This window comes from Actinomadura kijaniata (assembly GCF_014138665.1).
Lineage (GTDB): Bacteria > Actinomycetota > Actinomycetes > Streptosporangiales > Streptosporangiaceae > Spirillospora > Spirillospora kijaniata.
The window spans coordinates 143225-159310 of the sequence record NZ_JACJIA010000015.1; the positions used below are offsets into that span (position 1 = coordinate 143225).

The 16086-nt window shown below is 75.7% G+C and carries 9 protein-coding genes and 2 pseudogenes; 3 read left to right on the forward strand and 8 right to left on the reverse strand.

The annotated features are described in order from the left end of the window. Nucleotides 1–60 precede the first annotated feature (60 nt). From HNR61_RS49655 to HNR61_RS39685, 3 genes and pseudogenes are all read right to left on the reverse strand, one after another. Nucleotides 61–1677, reverse strand: a complete 1617-nt coding sequence (locus HNR61_RS49655; protein ID WP_376770303.1) for a polyketide synthase dehydratase domain-containing protein — start codon at nucleotides 1675–1677, stop codon at nucleotides 61–63. After that, nucleotides 1662–2033, reverse strand: a pseudogene (locus tag HNR61_RS50595) (acyltransferase domain-containing protein); the annotation flags it as partial. The pseudogene HNR61_RS50595 and the gene HNR61_RS49655, both read right to left, overlap by 16 nt. Continuing rightward, nucleotides 1922–3316: a beta-ketoacyl [acyl carrier protein] synthase domain-containing protein gene (locus HNR61_RS39685; protein ID WP_182848295.1), complete on the reverse strand. Its 1395-nt coding sequence runs from the start codon at nucleotides 3314–3316 to the stop codon at nucleotides 1922–1924. The gene HNR61_RS39685 and the pseudogene HNR61_RS50595, both read right to left, overlap by 112 nt. 675 nt (nucleotides 3317–3991) lie before the next feature. Between HNR61_RS39685 and HNR61_RS39690 the strand changes: the two genes are divergently transcribed. The 3 genes from HNR61_RS39690 to HNR61_RS39700 all read left to right on the forward strand — a co-directional run bounded on the left by HNR61_RS39690 (nucleotide 3992) and on the right by HNR61_RS39700 (nucleotide 6471). Beyond that, a complete protein-coding gene (locus HNR61_RS39690; protein WP_182848296.1) occupies nucleotides 3992–4564 on the forward strand; it encodes an LmbU family transcriptional regulator in 573 nt (190 codons plus the stop codon). Between the two features lie 22 nt (nucleotides 4565–4586). Next, nucleotides 4587–5099, forward strand: a complete 513-nt coding sequence (locus tag HNR61_RS39695) for a dTDP-4-dehydrorhamnose 3,5-epimerase family protein (RefSeq protein WP_312898322.1) — start codon at nucleotides 4587–4589, stop codon at nucleotides 5097–5099. A 64-nt stretch (nucleotides 5100–5163) separates the two neighbouring features. Next, complete coding sequence (locus HNR61_RS39700) at nucleotides 5164–6471, forward strand: NAD-dependent epimerase/dehydratase (protein ID WP_246444797.1); 1308 nt, start codon at nucleotides 5164–5166, stop codon at nucleotides 6469–6471. Nucleotides 6472–6538: 67 nt separating this feature from the next. On the opposite strand, the gene HNR61_RS39705 is transcribed toward HNR61_RS39700, so the two are convergent. From HNR61_RS39705 to folE, 5 genes and pseudogenes are all read right to left on the reverse strand, one after another. After that, on the reverse strand, nucleotides 6539–9631 hold the full coding sequence (locus HNR61_RS39705) for a non-ribosomal peptide synthetase (RefSeq protein ID WP_182848297.1): 3093 nt from the start codon (nucleotides 9629–9631) through the stop codon (nucleotides 6539–6541). A 65-nt stretch (nucleotides 9632–9696) separates the two neighbouring features. Further along, nucleotides 9697–11544, reverse strand: a complete 1848-nt coding sequence (gene asnB / locus HNR61_RS39710; RefSeq protein WP_182848298.1) for an asparagine synthase (glutamine-hydrolyzing) — start codon at nucleotides 11542–11544, stop codon at nucleotides 9697–9699. A gap of 166 nt (nucleotides 11545–11710) precedes the next feature. After that, nucleotides 11711–14371 (reverse strand): alanine--tRNA ligase, encoded by a 2661-nt coding sequence (gene alaS / locus HNR61_RS39715; protein WP_182848299.1) that lies wholly within the window; start codon nucleotides 14369–14371, stop codon nucleotides 11711–11713. Nucleotides 14372–14699: 328 nt separating this feature from the next. Next, nucleotides 14700–15287 (reverse strand): annotated as a pseudogene (locus tag HNR61_RS39720) (SAM-dependent methyltransferase); the annotation flags it as partial. A gap of 225 nt (nucleotides 15288–15512) precedes the next feature. Next, nucleotides 15513–16085 (reverse strand): GTP cyclohydrolase I, encoded by a 573-nt coding sequence (folE, locus tag HNR61_RS39725; protein WP_182848301.1) that lies wholly within the window; start codon nucleotides 16083–16085, stop codon nucleotides 15513–15515. Nucleotide 16086: the final 1 nt, after the last annotated feature.

Consider the following 16086-nt stretch of genomic DNA (forward strand, 5'->3'; position numbering starts at 1 on the left):
GGGCGGGGCCGCCCGTGCCGGTGGGGGCACGGGCGGCGGCCCGACCGGTCGGAGACCTGATCACGCTCCCCGGCCCGCGGGGACGCGGGGCTCGCCGGTGAACGCCGTGGCGAGCCGCCCCGCGCTCTCGGCCGACAGCAGCCGGGCGGCGCCGAGGGAGTGCGGTCCACGGGCACGTTCCAGACGCCTGCTGAGGTCGACGGCCATCAGCGAGTCCAGGCCGAGGGCCCGCAGCGGCCGCTGTTCGTCGACGCGCTCGACCGGCAGCCCGAGGACGGCCGCCGCCTGCTTCAGGAAGACCTCCCGCGCGTCATCCGGGCGAGTGCGCCCGGCGCGTTCGGCGGCCTTCGGAGGCGCCGTCACGGCGCGGGGCCCGGGGGGCGATGGACGGCGGGACGGGACGCACGCGTCCGCCGCGGGGGAACGCCGCCCGCCCGGGGGGAGGCGGCGCAGCGTCATCCCCACGAACTCGGCGACGGCCCGGCCGTCGCGGTCGAGCAGGAGCACGTCGGCGTGGACCCGGTCACGCGCCCGGGTGGCCCGGGCCACCGCCCAGACCTCGGTGTCCAGCGCGGCGGCGAGCCGCACCCTCGCGAAGGAGACCGGAACGTGGGTCGCGCGGGCCGCCCTGCCCGGCAGCGCCGCGAGGACGAGGTGCAGCGCGCTCTCGACGGCGAGCGGACGCGGCAGGCCCGTCAGGTCCAGCCGCACGACGGCCTCCCCGTTCCTGCGCCAGACCCGGCCGTCGACCGCCGGTGTCGCGCCGTAGTCGGTCCCGGACGCCGCCACGACGGCGCGGAACCCGTCCATCGGCAGGTACTCGCGGCACCGGGCCAGGGCCGCGTCGAGGAGCGCCCGGTGGTCGCGCGCGGGTCCGGCGGGAACCGCGCGCGGGCGGCCCGTCAGGCAGGGGACGGCGGTCCGGTGGCCGCCGGTCCCGCGCCACGCCGTCACCTCGACGTCCTCGTCCGGCGCGCCCACGGTGACGCGCAGGCCGGTGGACGGCGCGTCGGCGGCGTCCACCGGCTCGTCACCGAGCCGGACGTCCTCCAGGGCGAAGTCGGGCGCGTCGCCGAACCGCCGGGCGGTGTCGAGCGCGGCGTCGAGGTAGACGACCGGCGGCACGGGGGTGACGCCGCGCACCGCGATCCCGCCGACCGCCCCGCACTCGTCCGGTCCGATCTCCCGGCTGCGCCGGGACGGGCCGGCGGTCCCGGTGAAGTCGCGCTGGAAGCGCTGTTCGTCCCAGGTGTAGGGCGGCAGCGGCGCGTATCCGCCCCCGCCCTGGAAGAGGCGGTCCCACCGGACCGTGCCGCCGCGGCCGAAGATCCGGCCCAGGGCGCGCAGCAGCGAGCGCCGTTCGTCCTGCCGCCGGACCAGGCTCGCCACGGCCGTCCCCGGCAGTCCGGCGGCGGCCCGCGTCTGCTCGACGGCGCCGGTGAGCACGGGGTGCGGGCCGATCTCCACGAAGAGGGAGTGGTCGGCGTCGAGACCGGCGACGGCGTCGGCGAACAGCACCGGCCGGCGCAGGTTCTCGGCCCAGTACCCGGCGTCCAGGTCCCCGCCCGCGACCGGTCCGGGGCGGACGGTGGAACGCAGGGGGTCCGCGCCGGCACGGGGCTCAGCCCGCGCAGGCGGTCGAGGAGATCGTCGCGGATCTCGTCCACCAGCGGGCAGTGCGAGGCCACGTCGACCGGGACGCGGCGGGCCAGGACGCCGCGGGCCTCCAGCGCGCGGGCGATCGCCGCCAGGGCGTCGGGGTCGCCCGCCAGGAGCGTGGCGTGCGGCGAGTTCACCGCCGCGACGGACACCGCCGGGGCGTGCTCGGCGGCCAGGGCCGCCGCCTCCTCGGCCGCCAGGCCGACCAGGAGCATCGCGCCACGCCCGGCCAGCCGGGACAGCAGGCGGCTGCGCTCGCAGATCACGGTGGCGGCGTCCTCCAGCGTGAGCGCGCCCGCCAGATGCGCGGCGGCCACCTCGCCCATGCTGTGCCCGACGCACAGGTCGGGCTCGACGCCCAGTTCCCGCCACAGCCGCGCGAGCGCGACCTGCACCGCCCACGGCACGGGCTGACGCCCAGCAGCGGCGGCGGGCCCTCCGCCGGCAGGGGCGTGTTCTCCCGGACCAGCTCGACGGGCAGGGCGCCGTCGCTCAGCAGCGCGTTGGGGACCGGGGCGTGCAGGGACGCCGGGATCAGCCGGTGCCGGGCCATCAGCACGACCTTGATGAGCCCGGCGATCCCGGCGGCCTCGGCGTGCCCGATGTTGCTCTTCACCGATCCGACGCGCAGCGGGACGCCCTCGGGGCGGGTCCGGTGGCCGCCGGGGCCGTCGGGGCCGCCGGTCGCCGCCTCGGCGAGGGCGCGCAGCTCGACGCCGTCCCCGACCTGGGTCCCCGATCCGTGCGCCTCCACGTAGTCCAGGCCCGCCGGGTGCACGCCCGCGCTGCGCGCCGCCTCCCGCAGCACCGCGACCTGGCCGCTCACCGCGAAGCGGAGCAGCAGCCCGCCGCCCCGGCCGTCGTTGGTGACGGCGCTCCCCCGGATCACCGCCTGCACGGGGTCGCCGGCGTCCTCGGCGTCGCGCAGCCGCCGGAGCACCACCACGCCGACGCCGTCGCTGCGCACGAAGCCGTCGGCGTCCGCGGAACCGAACTTGCAGCGGCCGTCGGGGGCGAGCATCCCGCCGCGCGAGTAGGCCAGGGAGTCGACCGGCGACAGCACGAGGTCGACCCCGGCGGCGATGGCGATGTCGCTCTCCCCCGTCAGCAGGCTCTGCCGGGCCATGTGCACCGCGACCAGCGAGGACGAGCAGGCGGTGTCCACCATGACGCTGGGGCCGCGCAGGTCGAGGGCGTAGGAGACGCGGCCCGCGCCGACCGCTCTGAGGCGGCTGCCGGCGGTGTACCTGACGTCGTCGTTCTCCGGGTCCTGGGTGCGTTCGCCGTACTCGGCGGTCACCTGGCCGACGAAGACCCCGGTGCGGCTGCCGGCGAGCGCCGACGGCCGGATCCCGGCGTCCTCCAGGGCCTCCCAGACGACCTGGAGGAGCAGGCGCTGCTGGGGGTCCATCCCGCGGGCCTCGGTGGGCGAGATCCCGAAGAAGCCCGCGTCGAAGTGGAACGGGTCCCCGACGAACCCGCCGTGCCGGGACACGGTCCGGCCCGGGGCGCCGGGCACCGGATCGTGGAAGGCGTCGACGTTGCCGACGAGGAGCCGCCAGAACTCCTCGACACCGCGGGCCCCGGGGAACCTGCCTCCCATGCCGATGACCGCGACGAGTTCCTGACCAGCCTGTTCGACGTTGGCTCCGAGCATCCTCGCTCCCTTCCACGACGGCGATCCCAGGGGGTCCGGCACCACCCGCGCATCACGGGCCGGGTACAAGAATCAATCGGAGATCAATTTTGATCTATAGACCAAGATCTTGTGGCCGCATCCGGCCACGCGTGCGAAACCCGGCCGTGCCACGACAGGGGCGGATCGCCATGCGGCACGTCATCGAACGATCACGGAAAGCCGCCTCATCCCTGGTCGCGGGGAGCCGTCCGATACGACTTTCGTTCCATCGGGCACCCTGGGGCGTCGATCATCGAAACCAGCTCTGACCTGCGTCAATCGCGTCCCATGATCCTCATGACGGCCTCGTCGCCGACACCCCGGCTCCTGCACGGGGATGATCCGGGGCCGCCGGACAGGACGAAGGCGGTTCATCCTGCCGGAGGTTCCTCTTCGCATCCGACTCGATGCAGTCTGTGATTGACGGCCACCGAGAGGAGAGTCCCCCGCGGACACCCAGCGTCGCCTGGCCACCGGGACGCCCATCACGGCCGCCGCCCGAACCGGACTCGGGCGGAATACCACAAATGTACCGGAGTTCAAATATAGATCTTCATTGATCTTTGGCTCATGATCGATGCTGCGGACATCACATGATCACCAGAGCTCCCAGCAGTGAGGTGCCTCATGGTTACATCAGTACGACCGAGACGGATGCGCCCCCTCGACCGCAAGGCCACCACGACGCGGACGAGCCTCTCGCTCCCGCCGGCCATGCCCATCGACGAGTGGCGGAGCATCGGCGAGCAGATCCACGCCCTCTCCGACGCCTCGACGTGGTGGCTGGGCGACTGGCTCGTCTACGGGCAGAACCGCTACCCCGACCGCTACAAGCGGGCGATCGAGAAGACCGGGCTCGACCACCAGACGCTGCGCAACTACGCCTGGGTCGCCCGCAAGTTCCCGCCCGAGCGGCGTCACGGCGGCCTCAGCATGCAGCACCACCTGGAGGTCGCGGCGCTGCCGGAGCAGGAGCAGGACGCCTGGCTGGAACGGGCCGAGCGCTTCGGCTGGTCCAAGGCCACGCTCCGGCAGTACCTGAGGGCCAGCAGGGGGGCGCTGCCCGACGGGGAGCGCCGCGAGGAGACCGTCGTCGTCATAAAGATCGACTCGGACCGGCGGCGGCTCTGGCAGCAGCAGGCGGCCCGCGCGGGACGCCAGCTCGACGAGTGGATGCAGGCCGTCCTGGACGAGGCGTGCTCCGCCGACGGCGCGATCCCCGCCTGACCCCGCCTCCCCCGGAGTGATGATGAAGACGCGTGCCCTGTCCGTGGAACCCGCCCTGGAGTTCCGCCCCGACGTCCACCACGACGCGCGAGGGTGCTTCCTCTCCCCCTACGAGAGCACGGCGTTCACGGAGCGGACCGGCGGCCCCGCCTTCCCCGTGGCCCAGGTCAGTCACGGCGTGTCCCGGAATGGAACGGTCCGCGGGGTCCACTTCACCCGCACCCCGCCGGGCATGGCCAAGTACGTGTACTGCCTGCGCGGCAGGGCGCGCGACTTCGTCGTCGACCTGCGGGTCGGGTCGCCGACGTTCGGCCGCCACGACGTCGTCGAGCTGGACGCGGCGGTCCCCCGCGCCCTGTACGTCCCGGCGGGGCTCGGCCACGCGTTCGTGGCCCTTGAGGACGAGACCGTCATGACCTATCTGATGTCGGGCGGCTACGTGCCCGAGAACGAGCTGGCCGTCTCGCCGCTCTGCCCCTCGGCGGCGTGCCCGGCCCCTACCTGTCCGACCGGGACCGGGCGGCGCTGGCGCTGACCGAGGCCGCCGAACGCGGCCTGCTCCCGGACTACGCCGAGTGCGGACCGGCGGGGGGCGCGCCATGCCGGCGCGTGACCCCCGGCCGCTGGTGGTCGTCCTGGGCGCGGCGGGGTACGTCGGCTCGGCGGTCACCGCCGAGCTCGCGCGCCGCCCCGTCCGGCTGCGGACGGCGGCGCGCCGCCCGGTCCGGCTGCCGCCCGGCGCGGTGGCCGAGCACGAGCCCCTGACCGTCGACCTCGCCGAGGACGGCGGGGTCGCGGCGGCCGTCGCCGGCGCCGGCGCGGTGCTGCACCTGGCCGCGCGCATCGGCGGCCCGGCCTCCTGGCGCGTGGCCGAGCACGACGACGGGGCCGAGCGCGTCAACGTCGGCCTGGCCCGCGACCTGGTCGAGGCGCTGCGGCGCGACCGGCGCGAGCGCCCGCCGGCCGTCCTGTTCGCGGGCACGGCGATGCAGCGGGGCCCGTCGCGTTCGGCGCGGCTCGGCGGCGGTGAGCCCGACGAGCCCGTGGACCCCTACGCGCGGCAGAAGCTGGCCGCCGAGCTGATCCTGAAGGAGGCGAGCGGCGAGGGGGTGCTGCGCGGCGTCTCGCTGCGCCTGAGCACGGTCTACGGGGACGGCCCCGGCGGCGCGGGCCGGGGCGTCGTCGCGGCGATGGCCCGCCGGGCGCTGGCGGGCCGGCCGCTGACCGTGTGGCACGACGGGTCCGTCCGGCGCGACCTCGTCCACGTGCGGGACATCGCGCGGGCCTTCACGGCGGCGCTCGACCACGCCGACGCGCCGGCGGGACGGCACTGGCTCGTGGGCGCCGGCCGCAGCCTGCCGCTGCGGGAGATCTTCGCGGAGATCGCCGGGGCCGCCGCCGCGCGGAACCGGCGCCCGCCGGTCCCGGTCGAGTCGGTGCGCCCACCGGACCACGCCATGACCGCCGACTTCCACGACATGGAGATCGCCCCTTCGGCGTTCCGGCGGGCCACCGGATGGCGGCCGCGGATCGCGCTGCGCGAGGGACTGGCCCGCACCGTCGCCGCCCTGGCGGAGGACCCGTCAGTCGATTGCCGGGCGGTGCAGCTCGTGCTGACCCGGGGACGGCCGGGCGAGGTCTACCACGTCGGCGGTCAGGAGCTCACCAACAAGGAGCTCACCGGACGCCTGCTGGAGCTGTGCGGCGCCGGCTGGGAACGGGTCCGCTTCGTCACCGACCGCAAGGGCCACGACCTGCGCTACTCCGTGGACGACAGCAAGACCAGGAGGGAGCTCGGCTACGCCCCCGCGATCGGTCTCGACCAGGGCCTGCCCGAGGTCGTGCGCTGGTACCGGGAGAACCGCTGCTGGTGGAACGGGCTGCGGGACAGCGTCGGCTCGGTCTGAGCCGGCCCTGGACGGCGGGCCGCCGGTCCTCTCCCGGACCGGCGGCCCGTTCGCGTGCCCGCTGGGCTCACCAGGTGGCGGCGCTCGCCAGTTCGCCGGCGAGGGCGCCGGCCAGGCGCGCGGCGTACCCGGCGTCCACGGCGCCCGGCAGGAAGTTCACGACGAGCCGCAGCCCGCCGTCGGCGCCGGGCCACACCTCGGTCTGGAGGGGCGTGGACAGGCCCTGGTAGGGCGGCCGGAGCAGACGGGTGCGCAGCCCCGGCAGGTCCAGGGCGGCGGGCGCGACGTTCTGGTAGGCGAAGTTCGTCTGGAAGACCGGGGCGTGCGGCGGGCGGCCGGGCATCGCGGCCCGCAGCTCGCCGATCAGCTCGCCGAACTCGACGTACTGGGCCGCCAGGGCCGCGCGGACGAGCGGCACCGCCTCGGCGACCGTGACCCGGGCGGCGTTCCGGAACCGGACGCAGACCATGTTGACGTGGCACCCGACGGCCCGTTCCATCTCCCGGTCCAGCCGCTGCGCCACCGGGACGACCACGGCGAGATCGTCCTGCCCGGTGGTGGCGGACAGGGCCCGCGCGTAGCCGGCCAGCAGCACGGTGAACTCCGAGCAGCCCTCGGCCGCGGCCGCCTTCCGGACCGCCGCGGCCGCCTCGGCGGGCAGCGCGTGCTCCACGCGGTCCGGGGGCAGGTCCCGCCCGGCGGCGGGCCCGGCGGGGAGCGGCAGCTCGGGGGTGTCGCGCAGCTCCGCGACCCGGCCCGCCAGCAGCGCGGCCGTCTCCGCCGCGTCGGCGCGCTGCGCGTCCCAGAGAGCGCGGGCCCGCGCCAGGGTCGCGGCCGGGGGGCGCTCCCGCCCGCCGCCGCCCCGGACGATGGACGCGTAGGCGCGGGAGAGGTCCCGCGCGAGCACGGCCTCGGACCAGCCGTCGAAGGCGATGTGGTGGACGACGTGGCCGATCGCCGCGCCCCCGCCGCGCACCGGGGCCAGCGCCAGCCGCCAGACCCGTCCCCGCGTGACGTCCAGCGGTCCGTCCAGCGCGGCCCGGACGGCCGCGACGGCCGCCGCCTCCGTCGCCGCCTCGGGAAGGACCACCGGTCGCGGGGCGGGGACGTCGCCCGCGCGGGCCGCCGGGACGTCGCCGCCGCGGTACTCGGCGCGCAGCGCCTCGTGTCGGCGGTGGGTCTCGGCGGCCGCCCCGGCCAGCGCCCCGGCGTCCACGGGGCCGTCCGCCAGCCAGACGCCCACGCAGTGCGCCGTCCGGTCGCCCGGGTCCCGCAGGTGCCGGGCGAGGAAGTTCGCCTGCACGGGGGTGAGCGGCACCGCCCCGTCCGCCTCCCCTTCCGGGAGCGGCGCGGCGGGGTGCTCGCGCAGCCAGCGGGCCAGCGCCTCCGCGGTGCGCAGGCCGAGCAGGCGCGCGACCGGCACGGGCCGGCGCAGTTCCGTGGTCAGCCGGGCGCAGACCCGCCCGGCGTCCAGCGAGGACCCGCCGAGTTCGTCGAAGGCCGCTTCCGCCGGAACCGCCGGGCGGTCCAGGACCTCGGCGCAGACGCGGGCCACCAGGGCGGTGAGCGGGTCGTCCGGTCCGGCGGCGGACCGCCCGGGGCCCGACGGCGCGGGGTCGGGGGTGACGGTGTCGAGCAGGGCCAGCAGCGCCGTCTCGTCGACCTTGCCCCGGACGGTCAGCGGGATCGCGTCGACGCTGACCACGGCGTCGGGCAGGTGGTAGTGGACCAGGACGTCGCGCAGCGTCCCGAGCGCGTCCGGCAGGCGGTCGCCGGGGGTCGCCGGGACGCAGAACGCCACCAGCCCCCCGACCGCGCCGTCCGGGCCGCGCCTGGGGAGCGCGACGCAGCGCCGCACGCCGAGGATCCGCTCGATCTGGCGTTCCACCTCGGCGGGCTCGACGCGGTGCCCGCGGATCTTCACCTGGCGGTCGAGCCGCCCCAGGTAGTGCAGCAGACCGTCCTCGTCCCACCGCGCGAGGTCGCCGGTGCGGTAGATCCGCGTCGGTCCGCCGTCGATCTCCACCACGGGGAACCTCTCCGCCGTCAGCCCGGGGGACCCCAGGTAGCCGAGCGCCAGCCCGTCGCCGGAGACGCACAGCTCTCCGCGCTCTCCCACGGCGCACGGCCGGGTCCCGTCGAGGACGTGGACGGCCGTGTCGGGCACCGGGCGCCCGATCGGGACGCCGTCCGGCCGTTCGCAGTCGGCCGGGGCGATCCGGTGCGCGGTCACCACGACCGTGCTCTCCACCGGGCCGTAGCCGTTGACGAGCGGCACGTCGGGATACCGGCGCAGGAACTCCCGGACGTGGGGGACCGACAGCCGCTCGCCGCCGCTCATGACCTGGCGGACGCCCTCGAACGCCCCCGGGTCCTCGTCGACGAACAGGTTGAACAGCCCGCTGCTCAGGAACACCGTGTTGACCCCGTGCTCGCGCACGCCCCGGCGCAGCGCCTCCGGCGTCAGGTAGGGCTCGCGCACGACCACCGACGTGCCGCCGTTCAGCAGGACCGACCACAGTTCGAGGGTGAAGCCGTCCCAGGGAGGGGGCGCCGCGAGCGGCTTGACGGTCCGCTCGTCGAACAGCGCGAACGACGCCCCCGGCCGGAACAGCCGGACGGTCGCCCGGTGCGGGGACAGCACGGCCTTGGGCCGCCCGGTGGTGCCGGAGGTGACGAACACGCAGCACGGGTCCCCGCCCGCAACCTCGGCGGGCACGAACCCGTCCGGCCTCCCGGCGGCGTGGACGCCCGGCGGCGTCCACCGCCGCACCGGCGCCCCGGCGGGCCGGTCGCCGCCGACCAGCAGCCCGGCGCCCAGCTCCGCGACGACCTCGCCGAGGCGGGCGTCCGACCAGCGCTCGTCCAGCACCGCGTACGCCGCCCCGGCCTTGAGCAGCCCCAGGATGACGACGACCAGCTCGGTGCTGCGGGGCAGCAGCACCGGGACCACGTCCCCGGGGCGCACGCCCGCGCCGCGGAGCAGGTGCGCGTACGCGTCGGAGGCGCGTTCGAGCTCCCGGTAGGTGGTCCGCTCGGCTCCGTCGATCAGCGCGACGGCGTCGGGTCGCTCCGCCGCGACCCGGCTCACGACGCCGTGCACGCTCTGGCCCGCCGGGTAGGGCAGGCGGGTGTCGTTCCACACCGGGTCAGGTCGCACGCCGATGCACCCGTCCTTTCCTGTACGAGTCCTGTACGGGTCCTGTACGAGTCGCGGTCGGCGTTCTAGGAGAGCCGCACCGTCGGGGAGTAGCGGTCGAACCAGGCCGCGAAGTCCAGGGCCCGCTCCAGCAGGCTCCGGCTGCCCTGGGTGGTCGCGGCGCCGGTCCGCGCGGCCTCGGTGGCCAGCAGCTGCCGGTCGAGCAGCTCGAACACCGGATGCGCGTGGTCGGCGAGCAGCGCGCGGGCCTGGCGGCGCAGCGCGTCGGCGTAGCCGGGGTCCTGGGTGGAGGGGTAGGGGGACTTGACCCGTTCGACGACCGACCGGGGCAGCACGTCCCGCGCGGCGGCGCGCAGCAGGCTCTTCTCCCGGCCGTCGAAGACCTTCATCCGCCACGGCACGTTGTACACGTACTCGACCAGCCGGTGGTCGCAGTACGGCACCCGCACCTCCAGGCCGGCCGCCATGCTCATCCGGTCCTTGCGGTCCAGCAGCAACTGCATGAAGCGGGTGAGGTGCAGGTACGACACCTTGCGCATCATGCGGTCGTGGTCGCTCTCGCCGGGCAGCGGCTCGATCCGCGCGGCGGCGGCGCGGTACTCGTCGCGCGCGAACGCGGCCAGGTCGAGCGCCTTCTCCGCCTCCGGGGTGAAGACCTTCTCGAACGGGTCCACGGTCTGGTCGCCCGGCCCCTGCACCAGCCACGGGAACAGGTCGGCCTCCACCGCCTCGGACTCGTGGTACCACTTGTAGCCACCGAAGACCTCGTCGGCGCACTCCCCCGACAGGGCCACCGTCGAGTTCCGGCGCACCTCCCCGGACAGCAGGTACAGCGAGGCGTTCATGTCGCCGACGCCGGGCGGGATGTCGTAGGCGGCCACCACGGCGCCGCGGACCTCGGGGTCGGCCAGCGCGTCGGCGTCCAGGACGAGGTCGCGGTGGTCGGTCCCGGCGTGGGCGACCAGGTCGCGCACGTACGGCGCGTCCGGGGACACGCGGATGCCGTCGCTGACGAAGTTCTCGGTGTAGCCGCGGAAGTCGACCGAGTAGCTGCGCAGCCGGACGCCGTCGCGTTCCAGGCGCCGCGCCGCCAGCGCGGTCAGCACCGAGGAGTCGAGCCCGCCCGACAGCAGCGTGCAGCGCGGCACGTCCGCGATGAGCTGCCGGTCCACGGTGTCGTCGAGCAGCTCGCGGACCCGCGCCACGGTGGTGTCGAGGTCGTCGGTGTGCTCCAGGGTGCGCAGCGTCCAGTAGACGCGGGTGCGGACGCCCTCGCGCGTGACCGTGGTCACCGATCCGGGCAGCACCTCGCGCATGCCCTCCCAGATCGCGTGGCCCGGCGTCTTCACGAACGCGAACAGCTCGCGCAGCCCGCCGAGGCCCACCACCGGTTCGGCGAGGGGGTTGGCCAGGATCGCCTTCTGCTCGGATCCGAACAGCGCGCCGTCGTCGGTGGGGTGGTAGAACAGCGGCTTGATCCCCAGCCGGTCGCGGACCAGGACGAGTTTCGCGTCGCGTTCGTCCCAGACGGCGAAGGCGAACATTCCGTTGAGGCGCTCGGCGACGCTCTCGCCCCATTCCAGGTAACCGCGCAGCACCACCTCGGTATCGGAGTCGGTCCGGAAGCGGTGGCCGCGGGAACGCAGTTCCGCGCGCAACTCGCGAAAATTGTAGACCTCGCCGGTGTGGACCAGGACCACCGTTCCGGCGTCGGTCTCGGCCGTCATCGGCTGCCGCCCGTCGGCCAGGTCGATCACGGACAACCTGCGGTTTCCCAGCGCGGCGTGCCGTCCCACCCAGACGCCCTCGTCGTCGGGGCCCCGGGCCGCCATGGTCCCGGTCATCGCGTCGACCGTCTCGCGGGCGGTGGTCAGATCGCGGCCGTAGGAGACCCATCCAGCGATTCCGCACATGCCAGTTCCCCATTTCTCTCGGCGTTCCGCACCGCAATGGCACGCCGCCCTGAAATGCGTACTGGAACAGCGTCGCCGATCGTTATGGGGCATTCAAGGAAAAGGCGTTCACGGCGCCGCCGCCGGGACGCGCGCGAAACGGCGCGGCCCGGCGGCGGCTCTCCGGTCAGGCGGAGGTCAGGGTCCGCGCGGCCTCCTCGGCCGCCAGCGTCAGCGCCCGGTCCAGGTGCTCCACCTCGCGTCCGCCGGCGTCGGCGACCGCGCCCCGGCCGCCCGCGCCGCCCCCGACCGCCCTGGCGGCGGCGGTGAGCAGGTCGCGCGCCGCGACACCGCGTTCCCGCAGCTCCGGGCTGACCGTGGCGGCCAGCGCCGCCTTGCCGTCGACCCGCGCCGCGAGCACGACGGCGGCGGGCCCGGGGCCGCGCCGCGCGAGCACCGACTGCGCCAGGGCGCGCAGCTCGGCGCGGTCGGCGCCGGGCGCGTGCGTGGCGACCAGCCAGCCGGGGCCGACGCCGCGCGCGGTCGCGGCCAGCCGTTCGGCGGTCGCCTCCAGCTCGGCGCGGCGCAGCCCGGCCAGCCTGCGCTCGGCGTCGGCGAGGGCGTCCAGCCGGGTGGTGAGCGTGCCGAGCGCCTGGTCGCGGGGGACGCCGAGGGCCGCGGTGAGCTGGTCCAGCAGCTGCCGTTCCCGGTCGATGTGCCGCAGCGCGTCCAGTCCGGTCAGCGCCTCGACGCGGCGCAGGTTCGCGCCGACGGAGGACTCCCCGACCAGGTGCACCGGGCCCGCCGCCGAGCCGTGGCCGACGTGCGTGCCGCCGCACAGCTCGCGGGAGACGTCGCCGATGTCGACGATCCGGACCGTCTCGCCGTACTTCTCGCCGAACATCGCGATCGCCCCCGCCGCCTCGGCCTCGGCCCGGCTCGCGTGCCAGACGCGGACCTCCGGGTCGGCCGCCAGCGCCTCGTTGACCAGCGAGGAGACCAGCCGCAGCTCCTCGTCGGAGACGGCGGGGAAGTGCGCGAAGTCGAACCGCAGGCGGCCCGCCTCCACCAGCGAGCCCTGCTGGCGGACGTGCCCGCCCAGCACCCGGCGCAGCATCGCGTGCAGGACGTGGGTGGCCGAGTGCGAGCGGGCGACCGCGGCGCGGCGGTCGGCGTCGACCCGCGCCAGGACCTCCTCGCCCACGCCGACCTCGCCGGCGCCGACCCGGCCGGTGTGGACGTGCAGCCCGTCGATCCCCGGACGCGTCCCGGTGATCTCGATGACCGCGCCGTCGCGGGTGGTGACGGTCCCGGAGTCGCCGACCTGGCCGCCGCCCTCGGCGTAGAACGGGGTGCGGTCGAGGACCACCTCGACCTCCCGCCCCTCCCCGGCGCGCGCGGCGGGGACGCCGCCGGCCAGCAGCGCGACGACCGTGCCGTCCGCCTCGGTGGTGCCGTAGCCGACGAAGTCGGTGAGCCCGGACCGCGCGGAGATCTCCCGGTAGGTCTCCAGCCGCGCCAGCGCGGCGGCGGTGCGCCCCCTGCCGTGGGACTTGGCGCGGCGGCGCTGCTCCTCCAGCAGGGCCCCGAACCGGTCCTCGTCGACGGTCAGCCCGGCCGCGTGCGCCGCCTCCAGCGTCAGGTCGAGCGGGAAGCCGTAGGTGTCGTGCAGCTCGAACGCGGTCTCGCCGGGCAGGGTGGGCGAGCCCGCGCCGCGGGCGCGGTCGATCGCGCCGTCCAGCAGGCGGGTGCCCTGGCGCAGGGTGCGGTCGAACGACTCCTCCTCGGCCGCCGTGACCTGCTCGATCAGCGCGGCGTGGGCGGTCAGCTCCGGCCAGTCCGCGCCCAGGCCCGCCACCACCGCGCCGGTCGCCGGCGGCAGCACCGGGCCGTCGATCCCCAGCAGGCGGGCGTGCCGGAGCGCGCGGCGCATGAGCCGGCGCAGGACGTAGCCGCGCCCCTCGTTGCCGGGCAGCACCCCGTCGGCGACCAGGAAGGCGATCGAGCGGGCGTGCTCGGTCACCACCTGGAACGACACCGACCCGGCCGAGCCGTCCCGGCCGGGGAAGGGGCGTCCGGCCAGCTCCTGCACCGTCTCCAGGACCGGGGCCAGCAGGTCGGTCTGGCAGACGGTGTCGACGCCCTGCAGGATCGCGGCGAGCCGGTCCATGCCGAGGCCGGTGTCGATGTTCCTCTTCGGCAGCTCGCCGACGATCGGGTAGCCCTCCTTCGGCGGTCCCTCGCCGCGCAGGTTCTGCATGAAGACCAGGTTCCACAGCTCGACGTAGCGCTCGTCGTCGGCGGCCGGGCCGCCCTCCGCGCCGAACGCCGGCCCCCGGTCGTAGCACAGCTCGGTGGACGGGCCGCAGGGCCCCGGCACGCCCATCGACCAGTAGTTGTCCGCCATGCCGAGCCGCTGGATCCGCGCGGCCGGGACGCCGATGGAGCGCCAGATCCGCTCGCTCTCGTCGTCGAGGTAGACGGTGACCCACAGCCGCCCGGGGTCCAGGCCGTACCCCTCGGTGAGCAGCTCCCACGCCCAGGCGATGGCCTCGCGCTTGAAGTAGTCGCCGAAGGAGAAGTTGCCGAGCATCTCGAAGAACGTCGCGTGCCGCGTGGTGCGGCCGACGTTCTCGATGTCGGAGGTGCGCACGCACTTCTGGACCGACATCGCCCGCCGGAACGCGGGCTCGGCCCCGTCCAGGAAGTAGGGCTTGAACTGGTTCATGCCCGCGTTGGCGAGCAGCAGCGTGGGGTCGGACGGGACCAGCGGGCTGGACGGGACGCGCCGGTGGCCGCGCGCGGCGAAGAAGTCGAAGAAGGTCCTGCGGATCTCGGTGGAACGCATGGGGCGATCTCCCGGTGGAGGCCGAACGCCGGCCGGGCCGTTCCGCGCGCGGGCGCGCGGGCCCGGTCCCCGGTCGGGGCTGCGGCCCGGACGGCGTTCGGGGGACGGTACGGTGACGGTCCTCGCCGGGCCGGGTGCGACGGAAGGGGACGACCGCGCTAGCTGACCAGCCCGGCGCGGCTAGCTCGCTGCCGAACGGTCCAGAACATGGTCGCTTCCGTGGTCGCTGATCGCTGTCGGTGAGCGTTCATTGTAGGAACGGCCCGCGCCCGGGGCGCAACCGTTCAGCGGTCGGGGGCGTCCCGCCGGCGGGACGCCCCCGCCGGCGTCAGCGGACGGCGCTGAAGATCCAGCCGCGTGGCGGGCCGTCGTCCAGGCGCGTCCGGTCCAGGTCGGCCAGCCGCCCGTGGTGGACGGCCGGGTCGGTCAGGTCCGGCATCCCGGCGCGCCACCCGTACGCGCCGAGCCACCGGCCGGCGTCCTCGACGCCCGACCGCCACGGCGCGCCGACCGACTCCAGCGCGTCGAGCATCGGCCGGGCCACCGGGTCGTCGAACACCCGCAGGCTCACGTGCTCGCCCGCCAGGGTGCTGCCCGGCGCCGACAGCCGCGACACCGTGGACAGCACGTGGTCGGCCTCCGGGCCGGTGAGGTAGCAGAGCACCCCCTCGATGAGCCAGGCGGTGGGGCGGTCGGGCCGCGGGCCCGCCGCCAGCAGCGGCTCCGCCCAGTCGTCGGCCAGGTCCGACCGCAGCGCGCTCCGCCGGCACCGGGCCCGCGCCCCGGCCGCGGTGACCACGGACTCCTTGAAGTCGAGCACGCCGGGCGGGTCGACCTCGGACAGCCGCACCCCGTCCGGCCAGTCCGGCCGGAAGGCGCGGGTGTCGAGCCCGGCGCCGAGCAGGACCACCTGGTCGCGGCCGGCCGGGTCCGGATCGCGAAGTAGTGCTCCATCGGATGCCGGATGGTCTCGACGGCGGGCTGCTGGCCGTGCTCGGCGGCGGCCACGAAGCGGGCCGCCGGCGGATCGTCGAACAGCCGGTCGGGCCGGGCGCTCTCGGCGGCGCGCGCGGCCGCGATCACCAGGGCGGTGGCGCTCACGCCCAGGGCGGGTGCCGTCATCGGTCCCCCTCCGGGTCGCTCAGCGCAGGCTCGCGGCGTGGTCGGCCAGGACCGCCTGCAGGTCGGGGTGGCCCGGTCCCCACTCGCCGGTGCTGGCGTGGGTCGTGGTCACCGTCGCCGGCTCGCCGACGCCGCGGACCGTCATGCAGCCGTGCTCGGCGGTGATCACGCAGGCCGCGCCGACGGGGTTCAGCGCCTCCTGCACGGCGTTCGCGACCTGGTGCCCGATGCGTTCCTGCACCTGGAGCCGCCGCGCGTACCCGTGCACGACCCGGGCCAGCTTCGACAGCCCGACGATCTGGTCGCCGGGGTGCGGCCGGTAGGCGACGGTGGCGGTGCCGGTGACCGGCAGCAGGTGGTGGGCGCAGGTCGAGTTCAGCCGGATCCCCGCCACGATGATCAGGCCGGGGTCGTGGGTGGTGCTGAACCGCCGGGCCAGGTGCCGGGCGGGGTCGTCGTTGTATCCGGCGAGGGTCTCGGCCCACGCCTTGGCGACGCGTCGCGGGGTCTCGCGGGTGTGCTCGCCCTCGTCCACGCCGAGCGCGAGCAGCAGGTCCGCGACGGCGTTCTCGGCCTTGTCCAGGTTGATCATC